The organism is Kocuria tytonicola, from assembly GCF_003687175.1.
GTDB lineage: Bacteria > Actinomycetota > Actinomycetes > Actinomycetales > Micrococcaceae > Kocuria > Kocuria tytonicola.
This window is the reverse complement of sequence record NZ_RDEX01000001.1, coordinates 1683813-1709003: the sequence shown is the minus strand read 5'-3', so window position 1 is coordinate 1709003 and position 25191 is coordinate 1683813. Positions and strand designations below refer to the sequence as shown.

Annotated in this window: 19 protein-coding genes; 12 read left to right on the top strand and 7 right to left on the bottom strand. The window is 73.1% G+C overall.

The annotated features are described in order from the left end of the window. The first annotated feature begins 165 nt into the window (after positions 1-165). Positions 166-2355 (top strand): primosomal protein N' family DNA-binding protein, encoded by a 2190-nt coding sequence (locus tag EAE32_RS07705; RefSeq protein ID WP_243635623.1) that lies wholly within the window; start codon positions 166-168, stop codon positions 2353-2355. 142 nt (positions 2356-2497) lie between these two features. Here the strand turns inward: EAE32_RS07705 and EAE32_RS07700 are convergent, their stop codons facing one another. Together EAE32_RS07700 and EAE32_RS07695 are read right to left on the bottom strand one after the other, a co-directional pair. Beyond that, positions 2498-3601, bottom strand: coding sequence for a glycosyltransferase (locus EAE32_RS07700; protein WP_121864665.1), 1104 nt, complete (start codon positions 3599-3601; stop codon positions 2498-2500). Further along, positions 3598-4680 carry an alpha/beta fold hydrolase gene (locus EAE32_RS07695; protein ID WP_121864664.1) on the bottom strand — a complete coding sequence of 361 codons (1083 nt, stop codon included), beginning with the start codon at positions 4678-4680 and terminating at the stop codon, positions 3598-3600. Before EAE32_RS07695 ends, EAE32_RS07700 begins: the two co-directional genes overlap by 4 nt. Before the next feature lie 182 nt (positions 4681-4862). Here EAE32_RS07695 and leuS point away from each other — a divergent pair, with 182 nt between their 5' ends. From leuS to holA, 6 genes are all read left to right on the top strand, one after another. Next, positions 4863-7373, top strand: coding sequence for a leucine--tRNA ligase (gene leuS, locus EAE32_RS07690; protein WP_121864663.1), 2511 nt, complete (start codon positions 4863-4865; stop codon positions 7371-7373). Next, complete coding sequence (locus EAE32_RS07685) at positions 7373-8407, top strand: DegV family protein (protein ID WP_121864662.1); 1035 nt, start codon at positions 7373-7375, stop codon at positions 8405-8407. Before leuS ends, EAE32_RS07685 begins: the two co-directional genes overlap by 1 nt. A 78-nt stretch (positions 8408-8485) precedes the next feature. After that, a complete protein-coding gene (locus EAE32_RS07680) occupies positions 8486-9589 on the top strand; it encodes a ComEA family DNA-binding protein (RefSeq protein ID WP_165860464.1) in 1104 nt (367 codons plus the stop codon). Further along, a complete protein-coding gene (locus EAE32_RS07675) occupies positions 9586-12294 on the top strand; it encodes a ComEC/Rec2 family competence protein (RefSeq protein ID WP_121864660.1) in 2709 nt (902 codons plus the stop codon). The genes EAE32_RS07680 and EAE32_RS07675 overlap by 4 nt, the downstream gene beginning before the upstream one ends. A gap of 149 nt (positions 12295-12443) precedes the next feature. Further along, positions 12444-13541 (top strand): NADH:flavin oxidoreductase/NADH oxidase, encoded by a 1098-nt coding sequence (locus EAE32_RS07670; RefSeq protein ID WP_121864659.1) that lies wholly within the window; start codon positions 12444-12446, stop codon positions 13539-13541. A 291-nt stretch (positions 13542-13832) separates the two neighbouring features. After that, entirely contained in the window at positions 13833-14846 is a 1014-nt protein-coding gene (gene holA, locus EAE32_RS07665; RefSeq protein WP_121864658.1) for a DNA polymerase III subunit delta, read from the top strand. 132 nt (positions 14847-14978) lie between these two features. Here holA and rpsT read toward each other — a convergent pair whose 3' ends face one another. Together rpsT and EAE32_RS07655 are read right to left on the bottom strand one after the other, a co-directional pair. Next, positions 14979-15239 (bottom strand): 30S ribosomal protein S20, encoded by a 261-nt coding sequence (gene rpsT / locus EAE32_RS07660; protein ID WP_121846632.1) that lies wholly within the window; start codon positions 15237-15239, stop codon positions 14979-14981. A gap of 219 nt (positions 15240-15458) precedes the next feature. Beyond that, complete coding sequence (locus EAE32_RS07655; protein WP_121864657.1) at positions 15459-16040, bottom strand: type II toxin-antitoxin system PemK/MazF family toxin; 582 nt, start codon at positions 16038-16040, stop codon at positions 15459-15461. 84 nt (positions 16041-16124) lie between these two features. Between EAE32_RS07655 and lepA the strand changes: the two genes are divergently transcribed. Together lepA and hemW are read left to right on the top strand one after the other, a co-directional pair. Beyond that, positions 16125-17981 carry a translation elongation factor 4 gene (gene lepA, locus EAE32_RS07650; RefSeq protein WP_121864656.1) on the top strand — a complete coding sequence of 619 codons (1857 nt, stop codon included), beginning with the start codon at positions 16125-16127 and terminating at the stop codon, positions 17979-17981. Next, positions 17981-19225 (top strand): radical SAM family heme chaperone HemW, encoded by a 1245-nt coding sequence (gene hemW, locus EAE32_RS07645; RefSeq protein WP_121864655.1) that lies wholly within the window; start codon positions 17981-17983, stop codon positions 19223-19225. Before lepA ends, hemW begins: the two co-directional genes overlap by 1 nt. Positions 19226-19255: 30 nt before the next feature. Here hemW and EAE32_RS07640 read toward each other — a convergent pair whose 3' ends face one another. After that, positions 19256-19696, bottom strand: coding sequence for a DUF4870 domain-containing protein (locus tag EAE32_RS07640; protein WP_121864654.1), 441 nt, complete (start codon positions 19694-19696; stop codon positions 19256-19258). Positions 19697-19862: 166 nt separating this feature from the next. Beyond that, positions 19863-20729 (bottom strand): DUF3097 domain-containing protein, encoded by an 867-nt coding sequence (locus tag EAE32_RS07635; protein ID WP_121846367.1) that lies wholly within the window; start codon positions 20727-20729, stop codon positions 19863-19865. 211 nt (positions 20730-20940) lie between these two features. Here EAE32_RS07635 and hrcA point away from each other — a divergent pair, with 211 nt between their 5' ends. The 3 genes from hrcA to EAE32_RS07620 all read left to right on the top strand — a co-directional run bounded on the left by hrcA (position 20941) and on the right by EAE32_RS07620 (position 23919). After that, a complete protein-coding gene (gene hrcA / locus EAE32_RS07630) occupies positions 20941-21954 on the top strand; it encodes a heat-inducible transcriptional repressor HrcA (protein WP_121864843.1) in 1014 nt (337 codons plus the stop codon). A gap of 70 nt (positions 21955-22024) precedes the next feature. Beyond that, entirely contained in the window at positions 22025-23167 is a 1143-nt protein-coding gene (dnaJ, locus tag EAE32_RS07625) for a molecular chaperone DnaJ (RefSeq protein ID WP_121864653.1), read from the top strand. Next, positions 23164-23919 (top strand): 16S rRNA (uracil(1498)-N(3))-methyltransferase, encoded by a 756-nt coding sequence (locus tag EAE32_RS07620; RefSeq protein ID WP_121864652.1) that lies wholly within the window; start codon positions 23164-23166, stop codon positions 23917-23919. Before dnaJ ends, EAE32_RS07620 begins: the two co-directional genes overlap by 4 nt. A gap of 177 nt (positions 23920-24096) precedes the next feature. Here EAE32_RS07620 and EAE32_RS07615 read toward each other — a convergent pair whose 3' ends face one another. Beyond that, a complete protein-coding gene (locus EAE32_RS07615; RefSeq protein WP_121864651.1) occupies positions 24097-25035 on the bottom strand; it encodes a GerMN domain-containing protein in 939 nt (312 codons plus the stop codon). Positions 25036-25191: the final 156 nt, after the last annotated feature.

Here is a 25191-nt window from a genome sequence, read left to right as displayed (position 1 = left end):
CGGCCGTCGGCCCACGCCGCGCCGTCGCCCCGGGGCGAGGACGCCGCACAGGCCCCGGGCCCGGCGGACGGTGGACAGCTGACCCTGAGCGGGTTGCCCGCGGTTCCCGCCCCACGCCCCCGGGCTTCGGGACGAAGCCCACGCCGGGCGTTCGGCTCGGACGGGGTGGCCTCCGCGCTCCCCGTGGCCAAGGTGCTGCTGGAGGCCTACGTCCCGCACCTGGACCGGGTCTTCGACTACCGGGTGACCGCGGCGCTGCACGAGCAGGCCGTGGTGGGCTCGAAGGTGTCCGTGATCTTCTCCGGACGGAAGATGTCCGGGTGGGTTGTGGACCGGGTGGCGCACACCGACGTCCCCGAGGACCGGCTGCTGCCGCTGCGCCGCGTGCTCAGCCCGCTGCCCGTCGCCCGGCCCGAAATCGTGGAGCTCGCGCAGGCCGTGGCGGACCGCTGCGCGGGCACCGCCGCGGACGTGCTGCGGGTGGCCATCGCCCCACGGGTGGCTCGCGTGGACAAGGAGTTCACCACCGAGCCGCAGACCTCCGAGGATCCCGCCACGGGCACCCCCTCCGACGCCGACCTCACGGACAATGACGACGACTCGGGTGCCACGACCTCGACAACGGCGGATGCCCCGGACGTGGCGACGCTGACCGTCCCTGACACGTCGGTGTGGGAGCACTACGAGCGGGGCCCGGAGTTCATCGGCGCCGTGGCCGCAGGCACGGACGCGCGCGCCGTGGTGGAGGTGCTGCCCTCGGCGGAGGACCACGACTGGGCGGTGCTGACCGCGAACGCGATGGCCACGGCGTATGCCGCGGGTCGCGGTGCGGTGGGCGTGGTCGCGGACCACAAGGCCCTGGAGCGGCTCGAGACGGCGCTGCACACGCTCGTGGGCGAGAGCGCCGTCGTCCGGCTGCATGCCGGGGACGGGCCCACGCCGCGCTACCGGGGTTTCCTGGACCTCGCCCTGGGCCGCAAGCGGCTGGCGGTGGGGACCCGCTCGGCGGCCTACGCGCCCGTGCAGGACCTCGCGCTGGTGTGCTGCCACGACGACGGGGACGTGAACTTCGTGGAGCAGCGCGCCCCGTACCAGCACACCCGGGACGTGCTGCTGCTGCGCGCCCGGCAGCAGGGGCTGGCCGCGCTGCTCACCGGGTACGCCGTGAGCCCGGAGGCGCAGCGGCTCGTGGCCACGGGCTGGGCGTGGCGGGTGGCACCCCCGCGCGCGGAGCTGCGCCGGTTCTCCCCGCGCATCGAGGCGACGTCGGACTCCTTCAACACCGAGCGCGACCCCCTGGCGGCCCGGGCACGCCTGCCGCACGAGGCGTTCCGCGTGGCGCGGGCGGGGCTGGAGCGGGGGCCGGTTCTGGTGCAGGTGGCGCGCAAGGGCTACGCGCCGGTGCTCGCGTGCCAGCGCTGCCGCACGCCCGCACGGTGCGCTGCGTGCGACGGGCCGCTCGCCCTGGGGTCCGCGAACGCGGTGCCCGTGTGCACGTGGTGCGGCAAGCAGGCCCACGACTGGCGGTGCGCGGAGTGCGGGTTCACCCGGGTGCGGCTGAGCTCGGTGGGGGCCGGGCGGACGGCCGAGGAGCTGGGCCGCGCGTTCCCCCAGGTGCCCGTGATCTCCTCCAGCGACCGCACGGTGCGCGCGCGGGTGGGTCCTGCGCCGGCACTCGTGGTGGCCACGCCGGGTGCTGAGCCCGTGGCCGAGGGCGGGTACGCGGCGGCCCTGCTGCTGGACGGCAACCAGATGCTCGCCCGGCCCTGGCTCCGGGCCGAGGAGCAGACCCTGCGGCGGTGGTGCAACGCCGCGGCGCTCGTCCGTGCGTCCTCGCGCGGGGGCACGGTGGTGGTCACCGCGGACCAGGACCGCGCGGTCGCCGCCCTCGTGCGCTGGGACCCGGCCGGGCACTCCGCGCGCGAGCTGCAGGAGCGCCACGAACTGGGTCTGCCCCCGGCGGTGCGCACGGCCGCCCTCACGGGGACCCGCGAGGCGGTGGCGGCCACGCTGCGGGATCTGCGGCTGCCGGAGCGCGTGCGCGTGGTGGGCCCTGCACCCGTGGAGATCGCGGCCGGCAACGGCGCGGACCTCGCGGACGCCGACGCCGGGCAGTCACGTGTTGAGACCCTCGACGGGCTCGGTCACACCGTGCCCGACGCCGCGGAGCGCGCGGACGGGGGCCGTCACGGGCCCGGACACGCTGCTGACCGCCCGTACCGCGCACTGCTGTTCTTCGGCTTCGGGATCGCCCCGCACGTCACCGCCGCCCTGCGGGCGGAGAAGGCGCGGGCCTCGGCGCTGCGGGAGCACGCGCCGGTCACCGTGCGCTGCGACGTCGCCGACCTGCTGTGAGCTGACGACTACCGGCAATGGATCGCGAGTTCCGCGCGTCGGGGCTCTCCAGCCCCCGTGGTTGCCCCGGTGGCTGCGTTGCGGGGTCAGGGGAGGGACGCTCAGGTGTGCGCCAGGCCCCAAGTCCGAGCCCTCAAGTCGCTCAGCCGCGCTGGTGGAGTTCCTGGGCCAGGGCCAGCAGTTCCCGGGCCGAGTCCTGCCACGTGTGCTCGCGGATCCGGTGCAGCCCCGCGAGGACACGCTCCCGGGCGAGGGCCGGGTCGGTGAGCTCGCGCACCCGGGCGGCGAACGCGGCGGCGTCGTCCGCGGGGGCGTAGCCGGCGGCGTCCCCGGCGACCTCGCGGAAGATCGGCAGCTCCGAGCACACCACGGGCGCGCCCTGCGCGAAGGCCTCCACGAGCGGCAGCCCGTAGCCCTCGGCGCGGGACGCCGTGACGAGCGCGGCGCACGAGCCCAGCAGCTCGCGGTACTCGTCCTCGGTGACGCCGCGGTGGAAGACCACGCGCGCACCGGGGGGAACCTGCGCCCGCAGCTCGGCCTCGCGTGCGGGAGAGATGCGGGACAGCAGGTGCAGCGTGTGCCCGGGCAGGTGTGCCATGGCGCGCAGCAGGGCCGCCACGTTCTTGTACGGCAGGAACGAGCCCATGTACACGAGGTTCGTGCCGCGCGTCTCGAGCCGGGCGAGCGCCTCCGCCTCGGGGATCCCGGACGACGGCGCCGCATTGGCAATCACCCGCACGTCCCGCGTGGTGAGGCGGTGCGCGAGGATCTGCTCGCGCGAGGTCAGCGAGACCGTGGCCACTGCGTCCGCCCGGTTGAGCGTGAGCCGCTGCGGCCACCACGCGCGGTGGTATGCGCGCCACCCCCACTGCACCGGCAGCGGCAGGTCCCCCGGAGGCTGCGGGTGCTCGTAGTAGATCAGGTCGTGCAGCGTGAGGACCAGGCGGTAGCGCCGCCCCAGGGAGCCCATGGTCTGCATGGGGGAGAACACGACGTCGGGCGCGTACCTGTTCACGTACTGCGCGGCGAGCACCTCCGCGGCAGACGTGACGGACGGGCCCCTCAGCACGGCAACGCCCTCCGGGACGAACGCCCGCTGCGCGGGATCGCTGATCAGCGCGCAGAGCCGCACCCGCGGATCCGCCGCGACCAGCCGGGCGGTGGCCGCGAGCAGCTGGGTGCTGTACCGGCTGATCCCGTCGTGGTGGTCCGTGCGGATGTAGCGCGCGTCGAAGAGCAGCCTCACCGGCGGGACCCCCCGGACTCTTTGGACGTCCCGGGCTCCCCCGACAGGCCCCGGGCGCGGGTCTCCCGCCGGAACTGCCGGGCGCTCGCGGCGCGGTCCACGGCGGGCAGCATGCCGGTGAGCTGGTCCGGGGTGGACTCGGTGGTGTCCGCGAGGGGGAGCGTGTCGTAGCCCTCCAGCGGTTCGGGGGCGGGGGCCCCCAGGAAGTCCTCGATCAGCGCGGCCGCGGTCTCCGGTGCCTCGTAGTGGATGAGGTGGCCCACGGCGGGGATGATCTCCAGGCGGTGGCTGCGGATCCACGAGGCCATGGTGCGCTGGGAGCCCACGGAGCCGAGGTCGTCCAGCTCCCCCACGAGCAGCAGGGTGGGCATGCTCAGGTTCATGGCCACCTCGGCGACGGTGCGGGAGATGGAGGCGTCGTAGGCCTGGGAGAGGACCTCCCGGTTCGCGAAGGTGTTGAAGTACGCCTGATGCTGGCGCAGCGCGTAGTGCTTGACGTCGGGATCGTCGGACTTGACCATCACGTCCGTCATGAGCTTGACCACCGCGTTGGAGGACAGCAACCGGGTGCCCAGGCGGCGGGGCAGCGCGGAGCCGGCACCGTAGTAGAGGCGCGTGAGCTTGGTGAGGCTCTTCTGGTCCCCGGCCAGCGCGGGCTGGGAGATGGGGTTGATGAGCACCAGCCGCTCCACCATGGACGGGTGCTCGGCGGCGAAGTGCGCGGCCAGGATGGAGCCGAAGGAGTGCCCCGCGAGCACCACGCCCGTGCCGGAGTCCGGGGACACGGCGCCGTCGGTCAGGGTGATGAGGAAGTCCCGGACGAAACGCACGTACTCGGCCACGGAGTGCTCCCGGTCCGGGAACGGCTCGGAGCGGCCGAAACCCGGCAGGTCGGGGACCACCACGTGGTACTTCTCGCGCAGTGCCGTGGCGATCAGCTGCAGCCCGTGGTGGTCCCCGCGGAAGCCGTGGAGCATCACCAGCAGGGGCTTGCGCTCCTTGTCCGTGTCGTAGAACCAGTACCGCACGCGGTATCCGTCCAGTTCCACGCTGCGGCGTTCGGCGTAGGGGTTGTCCACGGGTCCTCCATCCATCCGGCATCGGCGCCCCCATGGTAGCGGCGCCCGGTGCACGCGGGCCGGGATGCGGCCTGGTCTAAACTGGGAGGGATCCCCACACATCCACGCGGGGGACCGCGCTGCCGCCTCGACACCCGAGCCCTGGCACCCGCCCGGCCCCGTGAACCCTGAAGGCGAGGCACGTGAGCGAGCAGAGCACCCCGGAGGCGGGCACCGACTACGACGTCCAGCGGATCGAGGCCACCTGGTCCGGCTACTGGGACGAGCACCGCGTCTACACGCCCGCCGACGACGGCTCCGCGCAGCGGCGCTACGTCCTGGACATGTTCCCCTACCCCTCCGGGGACCTGCACATGGGCCACGCGGAGGCGTTCGCCATGGGGGACGTGGTGGCCCGCTACTGGATGCACCGCGGCTACGACGTGATGCACCCCGTGGGCTGGGACTCCTTCGGGCTGCCCGCGGAGAACGCGGCCATCAAGCGCGACGCCCACCCGGCCGAGTGGACCTACCGCAACATCGACACCCAGCGGGAGTCCTTCAAGCGCTACGCCATCAGCGCGGACTGGGACCGGGAGATCCACACCTCGGACCCCGAGTACTACCGGTGGACGCAGTGGCTGTTCCTGCAGTTCTACTCCCACGGCCTCGCGTACCGGAAGGACTCGCCGGTCAACTGGTGCCCCAAGGACCAGACCGTGCTGGCCAACGAGCAGGTGGTCAACGGCGCCTGCGAGCGCTGCCACACCCCGGTGACCAAGAAGTCCCTGAACCAGTGGTACTTCAAGATCACGGACTACGCCCAGCGGCTGCTGGACGACATGGCCGAGCTGGAGGGGCACTGGCCCGAGCGCGTGCTGGCCATGCAGCGCAACTGGATCGGTCGCTCCGAGGGCGCGCACGTGAACTTCGTGATCGAGGGCGCCCCCGCCGAGGGCGCCGACGCCTCGGACACCTCCGGGCGCACCGTCACCGTGTTCACCACCCGCCCGGACACCCTCTACGGCGCCACGTTCTGCGTGGTGGCCGCGGACGCGGCCGTGGCCGAGGAGGTCGTGGCCCCGGAGCAGGCTGAGGCGCTCGCCGCGTACCGGGAGCAGGTCAAGGCGCTGTCGGACATCGAGCGCCAGGCCTCGGACCGGGAGAAGACCGGTGTGTTCCTGGGCCGCCACGCGGTGAACCCGCTGACCGGGGAGAAGCTGCCGGTGTGGGCCTCGGACTACGTGCTCGCGGACTACGGCACGGGCGTGATCATGGCGGTGCCCGCCCACGACCAGCGGGACCTGGACTTCGCCCGGGCGTTCGAGCTGCCCGTGCGCACCGTGCTGGACAGCGGCGAGGAGGACCCCGCGGTCACGGGCGTGGCCGCCACCGGCGACGGCACCCTGGTGAACTCCGGGCCCCTGGACGGCCTGCCCCGGGCCGAGGCGGTGGAGAAGGCCATCGAGATCGTCACGGAGGCCGGCACCGGCGAGCGCCACGTGAACTTCCGGCTGCGGGACTGGTTGCTGTCCCGGCAGCGCTTCTGGGGTGCTCCCATCCCGATCATCCACTGCGCCTCGTGCGGCGAGGTGCCCGTGCCCGAGGACCAGTTGCCCGTGCGGCTGCCCGAGGACCTGCGCGGTGAGCAGCTCGCGCCCAAGGGGCAGAGCCCGCTCGCGGCGGCGTCGGACTGGGTGAACGTCACGTGCCCCGCGTGCGGTGGGGCCGCGAAGCGTGACACGGACACCATGGACACGTTCGTGGACTCGTCCTGGTACTACCTGCGCTACACGTCCCCGCAGGACGACGCCGCGCCGTTCGACCGCGCCGCCGTGGACCGCTGGATGCCGGTGGACCAGTACGTGGGCGGTGTGGAGCACGCGATCCTGCACCTGCTGTACTCGCGGTTCTTCACCAAGGCCCTCTACGACTTCGGCCTGGTGGGCTTCACCGAGCCGTTCAAGGCGCTGCTGAACCAGGGCCAGGTGCTCAACGGCGGCAAGGCGATGTCCAAGTCCCTGGGCAACGGCGTGGACCTGGGCGAGCAGCTGGACGCGTTCGGCGTGGACGCCGTGCGCCTGACCATGGTGTTCGCGTCCCCGCCCGAGGACGACGTGGACTGGGCGGACGTCTCCCCGCAGGGTTCCCAGAAGTTCCTGGCCCGCGCGTGGCGCCTGGCCCAGGACTGCACGGCGGACCCGGCGGCGTCGTTCGCGGACGGGGACAAGGCGCTGCGCAGCGTCACGCACCGCACGGTCGCGGACGCCGAGCAGCTGCTGGACTCCGGGAAGTTCAACGTGGTCATCGCCCGCACCATGGAGCTGGTGAACACGGTGCGCAAGGCCATCGACACGGGCTGCGGGCCCGCGGATCCGGCGGTGCGCGAGGCCGTGGAGGCCGTCGCGATCCTGCTGAGCCTCGTGGCGCCGTACACCGCCGAGGACATGTGGCACCTGATCGGCCACGAGGACACCGTGGTGCGCGCCCCGTGGCCCGCCGTGGATCCCGCGCTGCTCGTGGAGGACACCGTGACCGCCGTGGTGCAGATCAAGGGCAAGGTGCGCGACCGCCTGCAGGTCCCCGCGGACATCACGGATGAGGACCTCGAGGCCGCGGCCATGGGCTCCGAAGTGGTCCAGCGGCTGCTGTCCGAGGCCACGGTGCGCAAGGTCATCGTGCGCGCCCCCAAGCTCGTGAACATCGTGGTCTGATGACCGGCCACGGTTCCCGGAGCCCGTCCGCCCGCTCGCACGAGGGGGAGGGCGGGCTCCGCCCGTTCCCGGCCCGACCCGGCGTGGCGGCCGCCCCGGCCCCCGGGGACGACGACGTCGTCGCCCGCCGCGTGGCCGTGGTCACCGACAGTGCCGCGGCCCTGCCCGACTCCTGGCGGCACGCGTTCGAGACCGCCGGCGGGTTCGCGCTCGTGGACATGCCCGTGCTGATCGGCGGGCAGCTGCACACGGAGGACGAGGCGGACCGGGCCTCCTCCCTGGTGGTCGCGCTCGCGGAGGGTCGGCCCGTGACCACCTCCCGGCCCGCTCCGGGTCGGATGCGTGCCGCGTACCGGGGCTTCGAGGAGGCCGGGTTCGAGGCCGTGGTCTCGGTGCACCTCTCGGGCGAGCTCTCCGGCACGGTGGGGGCCGCGCGGATCGCGCGGCAGGACATCGGGATCCCCGTGCGCATCGTGGACACCGCGAGCGCCGGTCTGGCGCAGGGCCTGGGGGTGCGCGCGGCGCTGGAGGAGGCGGCGTCGGGAGCGGGGATCGACGACGTCGCCCGCGCGGCTCACGAGGCGTCCGCCCGTGCCCAGGTGCTGATCCAGGTGCGCTCCCTCGAGACGCTGCGCCGCGGCGGGCGGGTGAACCCCACCACGGCCAGGGTGGGCTCCGTGCTGCAGATCAAGCCGCTGCTGAGCCTGGCCGAGGGGAAGATCGTCACCGTGGAGCGCCCGGTGTCCCTGTCGCGCGCGCAGCAGCGGTTCATGGTGCTCGCGGGGGAGGCGCTGCGGGACGCGGAGCCCCAGCGCCCGGTGCTGTGCGTGCACCACGTGGCGGATCCGCACGGTGCCCGCGAGATCGGGGAGGTGCTCGTGGACCGGTACCGTCCGGACGCGGAGCTGGTGCTCAGTGAGCTGCCCCCGGTGCTCAGCGCCCACGTGGGGCTGGGGACGAAGGCGGCGGTCGTGGAGGGGCCTACTTCCAGCCCGGTCACGCACGGTGTGAAGGCTCCCCAGTCCGGGGCGTGACGGTTTCCCTGCGTCCGGTCTCCACAGATGCGTCCCGCCCCGCGGTGCCCGGTGAGCGGGCGCGGTGGAGTGGGGTGCATGACTGGGATCGACTTCAGGGGACGGCGCAGGTTCCGGGACAGTGACGCCACCGAGCGGCTGAGCGCGCTGCTGCGGGAGGACCGGGCAGCCGGTGGGTCGCACGCCGCGCGCGGGGGTGAGGCGCGGTCTTACGACACGGAGGCGGATCACTGCGGGGAGCGGGAGCCCCTGTCGCCACCCGAGGATCCCTCCGGCGGTTCGGACCGACCCACCGCCGCGTCCTCCGATCCCGACGCGCACTCCCGGCACCGCGAGGACGTGACGGTGCGCAGGAACCTGAACCGCCCGGCCCTGGTGCTGCTGTGCGTGGTGCTGCTCGTGGCACTGGGGGCGGGATGCGCTGCCCTGCTGAGCGGCGGTGGAGACCAGGACGCCGTGATTGCCTTCGCCGACGCCTCCCCGGCGAGCGGGGCCAACGGTGAGGGGATACGGGGGACCTCGGATGCACCCGGGGGTCACTCCTCAGGAGGCACGGCATCGGGCAGGGTCGGGTCCCCAGCGGGGCCACCCGGCGGTCCTGGTCCCTCGGGATCTGCGGGCCCGTCCTCCGCCGGGTCCACGGGCGGTGTCCTGACCGTGCACGTGGTGGGAGAGGTCAGAGATCCTTCCGTGGTCACCCTCTCGCCCGGGGCGCGGGTCATGGACGCGGTGGAGGCCGCCGGGGGATTCACTCCCGCCGCCGTGAAGGACCGCATCAACCTGGCGGAGAACGTGGCGGACGGCGCCCAGATCGTGATTCCCAACCGGGGCAATGTGGATGAGGTGCTGGCGGCGCGCACCGCTCCCGGCGGCGGGTCCGGAGGAGCCGGTGCCCCCGCCCCGAACGCCGCGAGCAGGCCCGCGGGCGCGACCAACGGTGCCCCCGAGCCGGGTGCTCGGGGCGGCGGCTCCACGGCCGCGGCCCCCGGCGCCCCCGTGAACCTCAACACGGCCACCGAGGCCGAGCTGGAGGCCCTGCCGAAGGTGGGTCCGGTGCTGGCGCAGCGGATCGTGGAGTTCCGCACCCAGCACGGCCCCTTCACCTCACCCGAGCAGCTGGACGACGTCAGCGGTGTGGGACCGGCGATGCTGGAGGCGCTGCTGCCCCTGGTCACGGTATGACCGTCACGTGGGACCTGCGGCTGCTGCCCGTGGCGCTCGCGGTGTGGATCACAGCGGCGGTGACGCTCGCGGGGCAGTGGCAGGCCGGTGCCGTGTGTGCGCTGCTGTGCACGGCCGGACACCTGCTGGTGTGCCTGGCCCCGCACGGGTGGCGGTGGCTGCGGGCCCGTCGCTCGTCTCGCACGCCCGCTTCCGGTAAGGGGATGCCCGGCGCAGGACGGCGGACTCGCGCGCGGCCCTCCCAGCGGGGCACGTGGACGGTTCGCCGCAGCGGCCCGGGCACCGTGCCCCGCCCCCACGCGCGGAACGCCATGGTGACGGGACACCACGGGACAGCAGTCCTGACCCTGGTGGTCCTGCTGGCCGGCGCGGCGGCCCTCGTGAGCACCCTCACGGCCACAGCACCGGCCCGGGCGTTCCTGGTGCAGCACCCGCAGGGATCGGTGGTCCGTCTGGAGGCCACCGTGTCCGGGACGCCGTCCCCCTACACCTCCCACGCGGGCGCGGGGGAGCAGGAGGCCGCGCACGGGGTTGCCGTGACCCTGGACGTGCAGCGCGCGGACGGGGCACCCACCACCGGGGAACTCACAGTGTTCGCCACCCATCCCGGCTGGGACGGTGTGCGGGACGGGGAGCGCGTGGGCGCCGTCGTGACCGTGGCGGACACCGCCGCACCCGCACGGCTGCTCGCCCGAGCGACGTCGCCACCCGTCTCCGCGGGACACGGCGGGCAGGACCCCGGTCTGCTGGAGGCCGTGCGCGCCGACCTCACCCGCGTGGCCGGCGGCTTCGGCGCCGTGAGCGCGGGACTCGTTCCCGGCATGACTGTGGGGGACACCTCCCAGCTGCCCGCCGCCCTCGCCCAGAGCATGAAGGACACCGGACTCACCCACCTGACGGCGGTCTCCGGGTCCAACTGCGCCCTCGTGATGACGCTCACCGGATTCGCCGCCCTCACCCTCGGCGCGGGTCGACGCATGTGCGTGACCGTGGGCCTGGCGGCGCTCGCGGGCTTCGTGCTGCTCGTGGGACCGGATCCCTCCGTGCTCCGCGCCGGGGTCATGGGCGCGCTGGGCGGGGTCGCCATGCTCAGCGGACGCCCCGGGGTGAGCCTCAACGCCCTGTGCGCGGCGGTGACCGGTCTGGTGCTCACCCGCCCGGACCTCGCCGCGGACATGGGCTTCGTGCTCTCCGTCCTGGCCACCGCGGGCATCGTGGTCAGCGCCCGGCCCGTGACCCGCGTGCTCGGCACCCGCCTGCCCACGGTGCTCGCCGTGTGCATCGCCGTGCCGCTCGTGGCCCAGCTGTGGTGCGGGCCCGCCCTGCTCCTGCTCAACCCGGACCTGCCCCTCTACTCCCTGCCCGCGAACATGGCCGCCGCGCCCCTGGTGCCCGTGGTCACGGTGGCCGGTCTGCTCGCGGTGTGCGTGCTGCTCGCAGGGCACCTCCTGGACCCGGCCCTGGCCCTGCTCGTGCCCGGACCTGCGGACCCGGCCGCCGTCACCGCGTGGGACCGCGGGGCGAGCCTGCCCGTGGGTGTCGCCTCCTACCCGGCCCGCGCCCTCGGCTGGATCGCGGACACCTTCGCCGCACTGCCCGGCGCCCACGTCCCCTGGCCACCCGGCCTCCCGGGCGTCCTGCTGCTCACCGTCCTGACCATCCTCGCGCTCGCCGCCCTGCACACCGTGGACGCCCGCATGCGCCGCCCACCGCCGGTCGCGGGCACCGTGGACCCCGCTCCCGCCGCAGCACCGGTGCCCGACGCCGTGCGGCGCGTCCGCGCCCACCGTCTCCGGGGACGACGCCGCCTGCTCGCCGTCACCGCGTCCCTCACCCTGGTCATGCTGCTGGTGACCGCTCTCGTGTGGTGGCTCCGCCCGGCCCCGGCGTGGGAGTCGGTGGTGTGCGACGTGGGCCAGGGGGATGCCGTGCTGCACCGCACGGGCGAGCACCGTGCCGTGCTCGTGGACGGGGGACCGGACCCCCGCGCGCTCACCCGGTGCCTGCGGCAGGCCGACGTCACCCACCTGGACGCGGTGATCGCCACCCACGACCACGCGGACCACGTGGCCGGGTTCGACGGGCTCGCCGAGACCGTGGACGTGGACCGCGTCTGGTACTCCGCCGCCGGAGACACCCCGCCGGACGAACTCCAGCAGTGGACCGGCATCGCCACTCGCCCCGCACCCGGTGAGCAGCTCCACCTGGGACCGCTCACCGTGGAGGTCCTGGCACCCGTGCCGCCGACACCCGTCGAGAGCTCGGCTCCCGGCTCGGCCGGCGGCGCCAGACCACCACGTTCCACGCACCGCAAGGTCACCTCCGAGGACGAGAACAACGCCTCCCTCGTCCTGCTCCTCACCATGGACGGACCCGACGGCCCCACCACCTGGCTGTCCGCCGGAGACCTCGAAACCGACGGGTACCGACGCGAGCTGCCCACCTTCTCCAGTGGCCGCACACCTCACGTGGACGTCCTCAAGGTCTCCCACCACGGCGCCCGCAACGGCGGCACCGACATCGTCCACGACACCCACCCCGCGCTCGCGGTGATCTCCGTCGGGAAGGACAACAGCTACGGCCACCCGCACCCCCAGACCCTGGCGGCACTGCATGAGGTCGGGGCGGCCGTGGCCCGCACCGACCAGAACGGCGCGCTGTGGATCCGCCGGGAGGGCGGCCGCGTGGTGGCCGCCCGCGGGTGACCCGTGCTGCCCCGGAGCAGAAATAACCCCGGCGGCCGATCCGTTGACCGGGAGGAACCACAGGGCGCCCGCCGCAGACCCGGACCCGCTCACCCCGCTAGGGGTGCTGCCCGTCCCCGGTGCGGGCGTCCCCGACCGGAAGGACCCCCATGCACTCCACCCTCTTCGAACCGATCACTCTGCGCGGGCTCACCGTCCGCAACCGGCTCTGGATCCCGCCCATGTGCCAGTACGCAGCCTTCGGGGAGGACGGCGTGCCCACGGACTGGCACCTCGTGCACTACGGATCGCTCGCCGCCGGTGGTGCGGGGGCCGTGATCGTGGAGACGAGCGCCGTCGTGCCCGAGGGACGCATCAGCCCCCGGGACCTGGGCCTGTGGAACGACGAGCAGCGGGACGCCCTCGCGCGCATCGCGGACTTCGCCCACGGCCAGGGCGCGGCCATCGGCGTGCAGCTCGCCCACGCGGGCCGCAAGGCCAGCACCCACGCCGCGTGGGGGACCGAGTACCCCGGCCAGAGCCTGCCCGCCGCCAAGGGCGGCTGGCAGACCGTGGGCCCGTCCGCCGTGGCCTTCCCCGGCCTGGACGCACCCGAGGAACTGGACGCGCGCGGGATCGACGACCTCGTGGCCGCCTTCGCCGCCTCGGCCCGCCGCGCCGTGGAAGCCGGCATGGACTTCGTGGAGCTCCACGGCGCCCACGGCTACCTGCTCCACGAGTTCCTGTCCCCTCTCAGCAACGAGCGCACGGACGAGCACGGCGGCTCCCTGGAGAACCGCGCCCGGCTGCTGCTGCGGGTGACCGACGCCGTGCGGGACGTCATCCCCGGCGACATGCCGCTGCTGGTGCGACTGTCCGCGACCGACTGGACCGACGGCGGCCTCACCGTGGCGGACACCTCCCGCGTGTCCGGATGGCTCGCCGTGCACGGAGCGGACCTCATCGACGTGTCCTCCGCCGCCAACGTGCCCGCCGAGATCCCCGTGGGCCCCGGCTACCAGGTGCCCCTGGCCACCGAGATCAGGAGCACCGCAGGCGTCCCCGTGGCCGCGGTCGGCATGATCGACACCGCCTGGCAGGCCGAGCAGATCGTCGCCACCGGACTCGCGGACGTGGTCCTCATGGGCCGCGAAGCCCTGCGAGACCCCCACGTGGCCCTCACCGCTGCCCACGCCCTCGGCGTTCCCGACGCGCCCGTCCCCGGCCAGTACGAACGCGCCTACCGCCGCCCGCCGCGCACCCGCTGAGAATGGGCGCTCGCCGGGCGACGGCGCCTCCGGGGACCAGAGGGACCACGAGCAGCTGAGCCGGAGCGCTCGGGCCACGAAACTCCGCGGTACCCGGGCTGCCTTCGCGGCGTCCCGTGCCGCGCCGCGGCACCCGCACTTCACAGGCCCCCGGGGGTGTCCCCGCCCGCGGCTAGCATGGGGACGCAGCGACGGCGTGCCCGCCCCGCCCGGCCGAACGTGCCGAGCGCACCCGGGACCGGGCACGGGCGGCGTCGACGCCCGAGCACCCGGCCACGAACGAGGAGCACCATGACCCCGGCACGCACGACCTCCCGCCGACAGGCACCCTCGGCCCCGCAGACGTCGTGGCGCGACGCCACCCCGCAGCCCCTCGTGCTGGCCTCCGGCTCGGACGAGTACATCCTGCAGCGCATCCGGGAGACCCTGCGGGACGCCATCCGCATGGAACGCGGCTCGTGCGAGGTCACGGACATCGCGGCCGGGGACTACCAGCCGGGTCAGCTCGCGGTGGTCACGAGCCCCTCGCTGTTCGACGACCCCAAGTTCGTGTGCGTCCAGGAGCTGGCGAGCATGAACGAGCATTTGCTCGCGGACGCTCTGGCCTACGTGGCCAGCCCGGACCCGGACGTCACGGTCCTGTGGCAGCACTCCGGCGGCAACCGCGGCAAGAAGCTGCTGGACGCGCTCAAGGAGCGCGCCCTCGTCCTGGACTGCACCCCGCCGAAGTCGGACCGGGACAAGTCCGCGTTCGTCCTCGCGGAGTTCCGGGCACAGGGAAAGCGCATCGAGCCCGACGCCGCCCGGGCGCTGGCCGCGGCCGTCGGCACCTCCACGGCGGAGCTGGCCGCCGCGTGCTCCCAGCTGATCGCGGACGGGCCCGTGACCGTGGACCTCGACCTGGTCGAGAAGTACTACGGCGGTCGTGTGGAGGTCACCGCGTTCCGGGTGGCGGACGCGGCCGTGGCCGGCAACGCGGACCAGGCGCTGAAGCTGTGGCGCCAGGCCGTGGACGTGGGTGTGGATCCGGTGCCCATGGTGGCCACGCTGGGCTCGAAGATGCGCCTGATCGCCCTCACCGCGGGGTCCCGCGGGGGAGCGGGGCAGATCGCCAAGGACGTGGGCGTCGCCCCGTGGCAGGTGGAGCGCGCCCAGAACGAGGCGCGTCGGTTCACCGCGCAGGACGTCGCCCGGGCCCTGCAGGCCATTGCGGAGGCGGACGCCCAGGTGAAGGGCGCCTCCCGCTCCCCGTACTTCGCGGTGGAGCGGGCCATCACGGTGATCGCCACCTCCGGGCACCACTGAGCCGACTCCTCGGGGGCTGCGCCGAGAGCTGCCCGCAGGGAGCGCGGAACCACCCCGCGCATGACAACGGGCCCGGCACTCACGAGGAGTACCGGGCCCGTCCAGTCCGTCAGCGCGACGGGGTCAGCCGATTCAGATCTTCGCGACCTTCTTGGCCAGACCGGACTTCTTGTTGGCCGCGGTGTTCTTGTGCAGAACGCCCTTGGACACGGCCTTGTCGAGCTTGCGGGAGGCCTTGCGGAGGGTCTCCGCAGCGGCGTCCTTGTTGCCGGACTCGACGGCCGCGTCCACCTTGCGGATCAGCGTCTTGAGCTCGGACTTGTACGAGTTGTTGCGCAGGCGTGCCTTCTCGTTGGTGAGGTTGCGCTTCTTCTGCGACTTGATGTTGGCCACGGATAGCTCCTAGAACGATTGCGGAAGTAGGTCAGTGAGGGCTCACGGATGGTCATCGACTGAGTTGTGAGAGTGGGGATGCTCGGTGGCAACCATCCGCTGTGCCCGACGACCAGCGCGGACACACAGCGAACCACTTTAGCAGAAACCCGCCCCGGGTGCCCGGAGCGGCGCGGCGCGGCGGTCCCGAGTGAGGGCTGCCCGGGCAGTGCCGCCCCGTCAGCGCCGCCCGGTCAGCTCCGCGGCCACCGCCTCGAACCGCGCTCGGTCCAGCACGGCACCCTCACGCCGCACGTCCTGTGGCCGCACGGGGATGATCCGGTCGACCCGCGCCTCCGAGGGACGCCCGGACCGGTCCCAGCCACCCACGCCCACGTCCACCCAGGAGGGGTCGTCGTGACCCGCGGAGTCGTGGTCCTTGGAGGTGAGCATCACGCACAGCAGGTGCTCGCCGGCCCGGTCCACGATCAGCACGGGCCGGTCCTTCCCGCGCGAGTGGTCCTCCTGGTAGGGCACCCACGTCCACACGACCTCCCCGGGATCCGGACGCCCGTCCGGCTTCGCGGCCCACCGGGGGTTTACCGGCCCCGTCCAGTCCCCGGGGTAGTCCGTGATCCGGCCGGACGACGCCGCCGTGCCCGGCCGCGCGCGCGAGGTGCCGCGCTCGTGCGCCACGGTGGGCGGCGGCGTCGTGCCCCCGGAGCGGGGAGAGCGGGAGGCGGGCCCGCGGGAGCCCGAGTAGCGCTGGTACATGCGGAAGAGGCGCAGCCCCTGGTTCAGGAGTCGAGTGAAGTCGGCCATGGGGACATCGTAGGGGGACCGGTTCGCCCCCGGTCCGGGATCATGGGAAACTGGGGAGTCATCCTGAGAACGAAAGGACCGCCCGTGTCACCGTTGGCCGTCAATCCACCGGCACCTGCCTCGACCGACCCCTCGGTGATCAGGAACTTCTGCATCATCGCCCACATCGACCACGGCAAGTCCACACTCGCGGACCGCATGCTGCAGGCCACCGGGGTGGTGACGCCGCGGCAGATGAAGGCCCAGTACCTGGACCGGATGGACATCGAGCGCGAGCGCGGGATCACCATCAAGTCCCAGGCGGTGCGCATGCCGTGGAACGTGGACGGCACGGACTACGCGCTGAACATGATCGACACGCCCGGGCACGTGGACTTCACGTACGAGGTCTCCCGCTCGCTGGCCGCGTGCGAGGCCACCATCCTGCTGGTGGACGCCGCCCAGGGCATCGAGGCGCAGACGCTGGCGAACCTCTACCTGGCGCTGGAGAACGACCTCACGATCATCCCGGTGCTCAACAAGATCGACCTCCCCGCGGCGCAGCCGGAGAAGTACGCGGCGGAGCTCGCCAACCTCATCGGGGTGGAGCCCGAGGAGGTCCTGAAGGTCTCGGGCAAGACCGGCGAGGGCGTGGAGGAGCTACTGGACCGGATCGTCCGGGACGTGCCCGCGCCCCAGGGGGTGAAGGACGCGCCGTCGCGCGCCATGATCTTCGACTCGGTGTACGACACCTACCGCGGCGTGGTCACCTACGTGCGCGTGGTGGACGGGACCCTGGTCCCGCGTGAGCGGATCGAGATGATGTCCACGGGGGCCACGCACGAGCTGCTGGAGATCGGGGTGATCTCCCCGGAGCCCATCCCGTCCAAGGGGCTGGGGGTGGGGGAGGTGGGCTACCTCATCACGGGTGTGAAGGACGTCCGCCAGTCCCGCGTGGGCGACACCGTGACCAACCAGCAGAAGCCGGCCCAGGAGTCTCTGTGCGGCTACCAGGATCCGAAGCCCATGGTGTTCTCGGGCCTGTTTCCCGTGGAGGGCTCCGACTACCCCGTGCTGCGGGACGCCCTGGAGAAGCTGCAGCTCAACGACGCCGCCCTGGTCTACGAGCCCGAGACCTCCGCGGCACTCGGCTTCGGCTTCCGCTGCGGGTTCCTGGGTCTGCTGCACCTGGAGATCACCCGGGACCGCCTGGAGCGCGAGTTCAACCTGGACCTGATCTCCACCGCACCCTCGGTGTCCTACAACGTGACGCTCGAGGACCACTCCGAGGTGGAGGTCACCAACCCCTCCGAGTTCCCGGAGGGACGCATCCTGGAGATCCGCGAGCCCATGGTCTCGGCCACCATCCTGGTGCCGTCCGAGTTCATCGGCGCCGTCATGGAGCTCTCCCAGTCCAAGCGCGGCGAGATGAGGGGAATGGACTACCTCTCCGAGGATCGCGTGGAGCTGCGCTACCGGCTGCCGCTCGCGGAGATCGTCTTCGACTTCTTCGACCAGCTCAAGTCCAAGACCCGCGGCTACGCGTCCCTGGACTGGAAGGCGGACGGCGAGCAGGCCGCGGAGCTCGTGAAGGTGGACATCCTGCTGCAGGGCGAGCAGGTGGACGCGTTCAGCGCCATCACCCACAAGGACAAGGCCTACTCCTACGGCGTGCTCATGACGGGCAAGCTGCAGAAGCTCATCCCGCGCCAGCAGTACGAGGTGCCCATCCAGGCGGCCATCGGCTCGCGCATCATCGCGCGCGAGAACATCCGCGCGATCCGCAAGGACGTGCTCTCCAAGTGCTACGGCGGTGACATCTCCCGCAAGCGCAAGCTGCTCGAGAAGCAGAAGGAGGGCAAGAAGCGCATGAAGATGGTGGGCCGCGTGGAGGTCCCCCAGGAGGCCTTCGTGGCCGCGCTGTCCTCGGACGAGGACAACGGGAAGGACAAGAAGAAGTAATGCCCACCCAGCCGGAGGGGGACCCCGCCCCGCGCGACGGCGCCCTCCCCGCGGCCTCGGTGGCGCGCGCGGCCGAGCGCACCCTGAGCCTGTACGTCCACGTCCCGTTCTGCGCCGTGCGCTGCGGGTACTGCGACTTCAACACGTACACCATGGACCAGCTCGGGGACGGGGTCTCCCGGGACGACTACCACCGCGACGCCGCAGCAGAGGTCCGCTTCGCCCGTTCCGTGCTCGACGCCGCTTGGGCACCCCCGCGCGCCCTGCACAGCGTGTTCTTCGGCGGGGGCACCCCCACGCTGCTGCCCGCGACCGAGCTCGCCGCGGTGCTCGAGCAGGCCCGGGAGAGCTTCGGGCTCGCCCCGGACGCCGAGGTCACGGTGGAGGCCAACCCGGACTCCGTGACGCCCGAGACCTTCGACGTCCTCGCGGCCGCGGGGGTCACCCGGGTCTCCTTCGGGATGCAGTCCGCGGTCCCGCACGTGCTGGCCGTGCTGGAACGCACGCACACGCCCACGAACGTGCCCCGCGCCGTCGGCTGGGCCAAGGAGCGCGGCCTGGGCGCCAGCGTGGACCTGATCTACGGCACCCCCGGGGAGAGCGTGGCGGACTGGGAGACGTCCCTGGACGCCGCGCTGGAACTGGACCCGGACCACGTCTCCGCGTACTCGCTCATCGTCGAGGACGGCACCAAGCTCGCCGCGCAGATCCGCCGCGGCGAGGTGCCGCAGGTGGACCCCGACGACCAGGCCGAGAAGTACCTGCTCGCGGAGCGCCTGCTCACGGCCGCGGGGTTCGAGTGGTACGAGGTCTCCAACTGGTCCCGGGACGCCCACGGCCGCACCGCGCGGCAGAACCGCAGCGAGCACAACCTCGCCTACTGGCGGGACCAGGACTGGTGGGGGATCGGGCCCGGGGCCCACTCCCACAGCGACGGTGTGCGCTGGTGGAACATCAAGCACCCCCTGCCCTACACCCACCGCGTGCGGGCCGGGGAGTCACCCGCCGTGGGGCGCGAAACCCTCGACGCGGACACCCGCTACGTGGAGCACGTGATGCTGGGCATCCGCATCCGCGAGGGCCTTCCCCTGGCCACGCTGCGCCCGGAGGGCCGCCGCGCCGTCGCCGGGCTGATCGCGGACGGCTGGCTGGACGGACCCGCGGCCCTCACCGGCACGGCGGTGCTCACGGACGCGGGGCGGCTGATGGCCGACGCCGTGACGCGGCGCCTGCTCAACTGGTGAGCCCCGACGGGCCCCGGCGGGGGGGCGGGGTCAGGCGCGGCCGGTGGTGACGCGGTCGTAGAAGTGCGTGCTGAACCGGTACTGGTGGGGCTCGCCGCGGTTCACCTTGATGCCCGCCCGCACGGACGTGACAGCCAGGTACACCCACGTCACGGCGGCGACCACGGAGAACACGCCTCCCGCCACGGGGACCAGGGACAGCACGATGCCCGCCAGGATGATCAGGCTCGGCAGCAGCGTGTGGTTCAGGGCCTCCCGGGACTCCTGCGCCGTGAAGGGGCCGCGGTCCGTGAAGACCCGGTGGATCAGGTAGCTGGGCAGCGCGCCCACCACTCCGCCGAGGTGCGCCAGGGTGGCCCACTGGCGGTCCTGCGCCACGTCCAGGGGCTGGGCCACGGGGGACACGGACTCGAACGGGGTGTCCTCGGTGCGAGCGGACTCGGGAACGGGCGTGGCGGCAACGTCAGTCACAGTGGGGTGTCCCTTTCAGGGGCGGTAGCCGGTGCAGGCAGGATCGCGGGGGCCTGGCACCGTCATTCTACGGTGTGCGGCTGGGAAACCGCCCGGTCGGGCGTCACAGAACGACGTCGTGCGCGTCACCGCGGGCAGGCGGGCCGCCGCAGGCAGGTCGCTCGGCTCACTGCGGGGCGGTGAGGAAGTCGATCAGCTCCTCCACCCGCCCCAGGAGGGCAGGCTCCAGGTCCGCGTAGCTGTTCACGCGCGTGAGGATGGCCTGCCACGCGCGGCCCACGTCCTGGGGCGTGCGGTGGGGGAGTCCGAGCTCCCGCGCCATCCCGGTCTTCCAGTCCTCACCGCGGGGGATCACGGGCCACGCGGGGATGCCGAGCGTGGCGGGCTTCACGGCCTGCCAGATGTCGATGTACGGGTGGCCCAGGACCAGCACGTTGTCCCGTGCTCCGGGAACCTGCAGGGCCTTCTCGGCGATCCGGGACTCCTTGGACCCCGGCACCAGGTGGTCCACGAGGACCCCGAGCCGACGCTTCGGCCCCGGCCGGAACGAGGCGATGGCACCGGGGAGGTCGTCGATGCCGTGCAGGGGCTCCACCACGATCCCCTCCACGGCGAGGTCGTGGCCCCACACCTTCGCCACGAGTTCGGCGTCGTGGTAGCCCTCCACCCAGATCCGGGACTCCTTGGCCACGGAGGCCCGCAGGCCCTCGACCGCCACGGAGCCGGACCGGGTGAGCCGGGGCTTCGAGGGGCCGGCCGCGGCCACGGGTGGAGTAAGCCGCACGGGCTCCCCGTCCAGGAGGAATCCCGGGCCCAGGGGGAAGGTCTTCACGCGGCCGTGGCGGTCCTCCAGGCCCACCACGCGCATGCCCCCGATGACCTCCACGCTCACGACGGCGCCCACCCACCCGGTCTCGACGTCCTCCAGGACCATGTCGCGGGCCACCGGGACCTCACGGGACGTGGGCCCGGAGCGGGACAGCTGGGGGTCGCCGAGGTCCTGCGGGCCCCAGCCCCACCCGGGTGCGTTCACGGCGGTCTCCTCGTTCTGGTGCTGTGGTCTTCCGACGCGCGGCACCCGCGGTGCTCTGGCACGGGACCGGCCGGGCGGCCGAATCAGCCGCGAGCGTACCAAAGGGGGCGGGGGAGACCCGGGCCGCTAGACTCCCCGGATTAGCACTGTGTTCCCATGAGTGCCAAAATTGACCGGACGCAGCGGCCGGACGCAACGGGAGGTGAACGCCGTGGAGCACCCGCGCAGGGCTCAGATCCTGCGGGCCATCGTGGAGGACTACGTCCACTCGCGCGAACCCGTGGGCTCCAAGGCGCTCGTGGAGCGCCACCGGCTCCCCGTGTCCTCCGCCACGGTCCGCAACGACATGGCCGCCCTCGAGGAGGACGGCCTGATCGTCGCCCCCCACACCAGTTCCGGCCGGATCCCCACCGACCGCGGCTACCGCCTGTTCGTGGACCAGATCTCGGCCCTGCAGCCGCTCACCCCGGCCCAGCGCCGGGCCATCCAGGTGTTCCTCGACGGAGCCGACGACCTCGACGACATCATGGAGCGCACCGTGCGCCTGCTGGCCCAGCTGACGCACCAGGCCGCCGTGATCCAGTACCCCGTGCGCACGGGCATCACGGTGCGCCACGTGGAGCTCGTGGACCTCGGTGCGGACACGCTGCTGGTGATCCTCATCCCCACCTCGGGCCGCGTGGTCCAGCGCAGCGTCGCGCTCGCCGCACCCCTGGACGAGGCGCGCGTGCTGGAGCTGCGGTCCCTGCTGCTCGCGCGGCTGCTGGCCGCGCCCCTGGACACGGTGCCCAGCGCCCTCGCAGATCTCGAGGTCGCGGTACCGGAGGCTTTGGGCGACGCCGCCCGGGCCGTGGGCGACGCGCTCACCGTGCTGGCCGCGGCGTCGGACGAGCACCGGCTCGTGCTGGCCGGAACGGCCAACCTGGCACGCTTCAGCGGGGACTTCCCCCAGAGCATCTCCCCGGTGCTCGAGGCCCTCGAGGAACAAGTGACCATGCTGCGCCTGTTGTCCGAGATGCAGCAGGACGAACGGGGCGTGGCCGTGCGCATCGGCTCGGAGCAGGGCGACGACCCCCTGGCCGAGGCCTCCGTGGTGGCCACGGGCTACGGCCCGCACGCCGCCTCCAAGGTGGGGATCGTGGGCCCCACCCGCATGGACTACCCCACCACCATGGCCTCCGTGCGCGCGGTGGCCCGCTACCTGTCCAAGAACCTGGGGGAGTGAGCGCCGCCCCGGCGCCGCCGCCCCCGACCACTGACACCGACACCGACACGAGAGAAGAAGCGACGACATCGTGAGCGACCACTACGAAACCCTCGGCGTGAGCCGTGACGCCAGCGCCGAAGAGATCAAGCGCGCCTACCGCAAGAAGGCCCGCAAGCTGCACCCGGATGTGAACCCCTCCCCGGAGGCCGCCGAGGAGTTCAAGCGCGTGTCCCACGCGAACGACGTCCTCTCGGACCCGGACAAGCGCCGCGTGTACGACGCCACGGGCAACGAGAACGGCACGGACACGGGATTCGGCGGGGGCTTCCCCGGCACCGGGTTCGGGTTCTCGGACATCTTCGAGACGTTCTTCCAGGGCGCGGGCGCCGGGGGCCAGCGCGGCCCGCAGTCCCGTACCCGGCAGGGCCAGGACGCCCTGATCAACGTGCGGATCTCCCTCAAGGACGCGGTGTTCGGCGTGGAGAAGGACATCACCGTGGACACCGCCGTCACGTGCCCCACGTGCGGGGGCTCGTGCTGCCAGCCCGGCACCAGCCCCACCACGTGCAGCATGTGCAAGGGCTCCGGCCACATGCAGTACCAGCGCCAGTCCATCCTGGGCATGGTCACCACGCAGGCGCCCTGCTCGCAGTGCAACGGCTTCGGCACCGTGGTGGAGCACCCGTGCCACGAGTGCTACGGCGAGGGGCGGGTGCGCGACCGCCGCCCCCTGACCGTCAAGATCCCCGCCGGCATCCAGTCCGGCAACCGCATCCGCCTGGGTGGCCAGGGTGAGGCCGGTACCGCCGGCGGCCCCAACGGAGACCTCTTCGTAGAGCTCAAGGTGGACCCCGACCCCACCTTCGTCCGCGAGGGCGACGACCTGCACGCCCGGCTGCGGATCCCCATGACCGCCGCCGCCCTGGGCACCACCGTGACCCTGGAGACCTTCGACGGCACCCGCAGCGTGGAGGTGGAGCCCGGCACCCAGTCCGGAGCCACCGTCACCCTCGACCACCTGGGCGTCACCCATCTGCGCGGCAAGGGCCGTGGGGACCTGCAGGTGCACTTCGAGGTGGAGACCCCGCGCAACCTCACGGGGGAGCAGCGCGAGCTGATGCAGCGTCTGGCCGCACTGCGGGACGAGGAGTCCCACGACGGCACCACCGTGAACACCGCCAGCGCCGGCGGGTTCTTCTCCCGGCTGCGCGGACGGTTCAACGACCTGTGACGAACCCCGTCTTCCACCACGAGGACCTCACCGGGGCGCGCCCCGGCGAGGTCCTCGACGTCGTCGGCCCCGAGGCCAGGCACGCCGTGACCGTGCGGCGGCTGCGGGCGGGCGAGCCCCTGGACCTCGTGGACGGACACGGCACCCGGGCCACCTGCGTCTTCCGGACGGGGGAGCGGGACCGCATGGGCGTGCTCGTCGCGGACGTGCGCCACGAGCACCCGCCTGATCCGCGGCTCACGCTCGTGCAGGCGCTGGCCAAGGGGGACCGGGACCTGCAGGCCGTCGAGTCCGCCACCGAGCTCGGCGTCTCCCGCGTGGTCCCGTGGCAGGCCGACCGCAGCATCGTGCGGCTGCGGGCCGAACGCGCCGCCAAGACCATGGCCAAGTGGGAGTCCTTGCTGGCCACGGCGGCCAAGCAGTCGCGCCGCGCGGCCTGGCCCCGCCTGGAACCCTGGGTGGACACCGCCGGCCTCGCGCGCCTGGTCGCCTCCGAGCCGGAGACCCTGTGGCTCGTGCTGCACGAGAGCGCCCCCACGCGCTGGACCTCCGACGAGGTGGCGGCATGGGGGGAGCGCGGACACGTGGCCGTGGTCGTGGGCCCGGAGGGCGGGATCAGCGAGGACGAGCTGAGGACCCTGCGGGACGCGGGCGCCCGCCCGCTGCGCCTCGGGAGCACCGTGATGCGCTCCTCGACCGCCGGTCCCGCGGCCCTGGCGGCGTTGAGCGCCGTGCTCGGCAGCTGGGACTGACGCCCACGGGGCCGCCACCCGGGGCCGTCGGCCCGTGACAGGGCACGTCGTCAGGAAAGGCCCTCGTGCGAGACGGTCGGCGTCCGCCCGGACCCTCTTCACGCCTTCGGGTGGGCGGCGGCTCGGGCCGACGGCGCCCGCTGGCCTTCTCGTGCCCGGTTCACCCCGCGCGCGGGGTCACTTGCCATCGGCAACGACGATCTCGTGGTCGTCCACGAGCGTGGTCCCGTGGTCGTCCGTGCCACTCACCCGGACCGTGTAGGTGCCGGGATCGAGATCCACGGTGGTGCGGACCTCGGCGCCCGCGGCGGGATCCGTGCCGGGTGTGGCGGCTTTCACGGTGTCCCCCTTGACCCGGCGGTCACCGGTGGTGATCTCCCAGCGCACGTTGTGCACCGTGGGGAGCACCCGGGCGAAGATCGTCAGGGGGCTGGCCGGGTCCGCCGCGGTCTGGGGGTCGATGAGCCAGACGGGTGCCGCCACGGCCGGGTCGCGGGGCAGGGGATCGGTGAGGTCCACGGAGCCGAACGCGCGGTACCCGGTGCGTCCGTCCACGAGGATGCGCACCTCCTTGGCCGTGGACGAGTCCAGCAGACCGGCTGTGACCACCGCGGCGGAGACGGTGTAGACCATCTGCTGCAGGGCCATGCGGGCATCCTGCTCCGGCAGCGGCGTGGCGAACGCCGCGGCGGGCAGGTCCACGGTCACGGTTCCGTCCGGGGACACGGAGGACCCCACGGTGCTCACCGCGGACCACAGGGAGCGGTAGTCGGGGTCGGAGGGCTTCGCGGAGGTCACCATGAGGGCCGCGCGCGCCACCGGGTCCGCGACGTCCTTGCTCTCGGGGGTGCGGAACTCCCGGAACAGGTATCCGGCCTGGTCCCCGGAGCCCACCCAGTACACGGGTGCCTGCTCGGTGGCCACGCCGTCCCCGGAGTCGTCCGTGGAGACCGGTGCGGATCCGATGCCCGGTGCGGCCGCCGAACCGTTGTCCGGGCGGTCCGCGGCATTGCCGCACGCACCGAGCCCGAGGGCGAGCGCGGCGGTGAGCGTCACGGCCACGGTGGCCCGGGCGGTTCCGCCGAGCGCTCGTGTCCGTGGTGCCTGAGCCGCCATGCGCTCTCCCTCCCGTGGCTCCGTGCCGTGCGTTCGTGTCCGGTGCGTTTTCCGGCTTCACAACCTACCCACTGCGACGCGTGTCCGCCGCGCGTGTCGCGCCGGGGGCGGGACCGTTACCGGATCGCAACCGGGGGATCCCTGTCCGGACCTCAC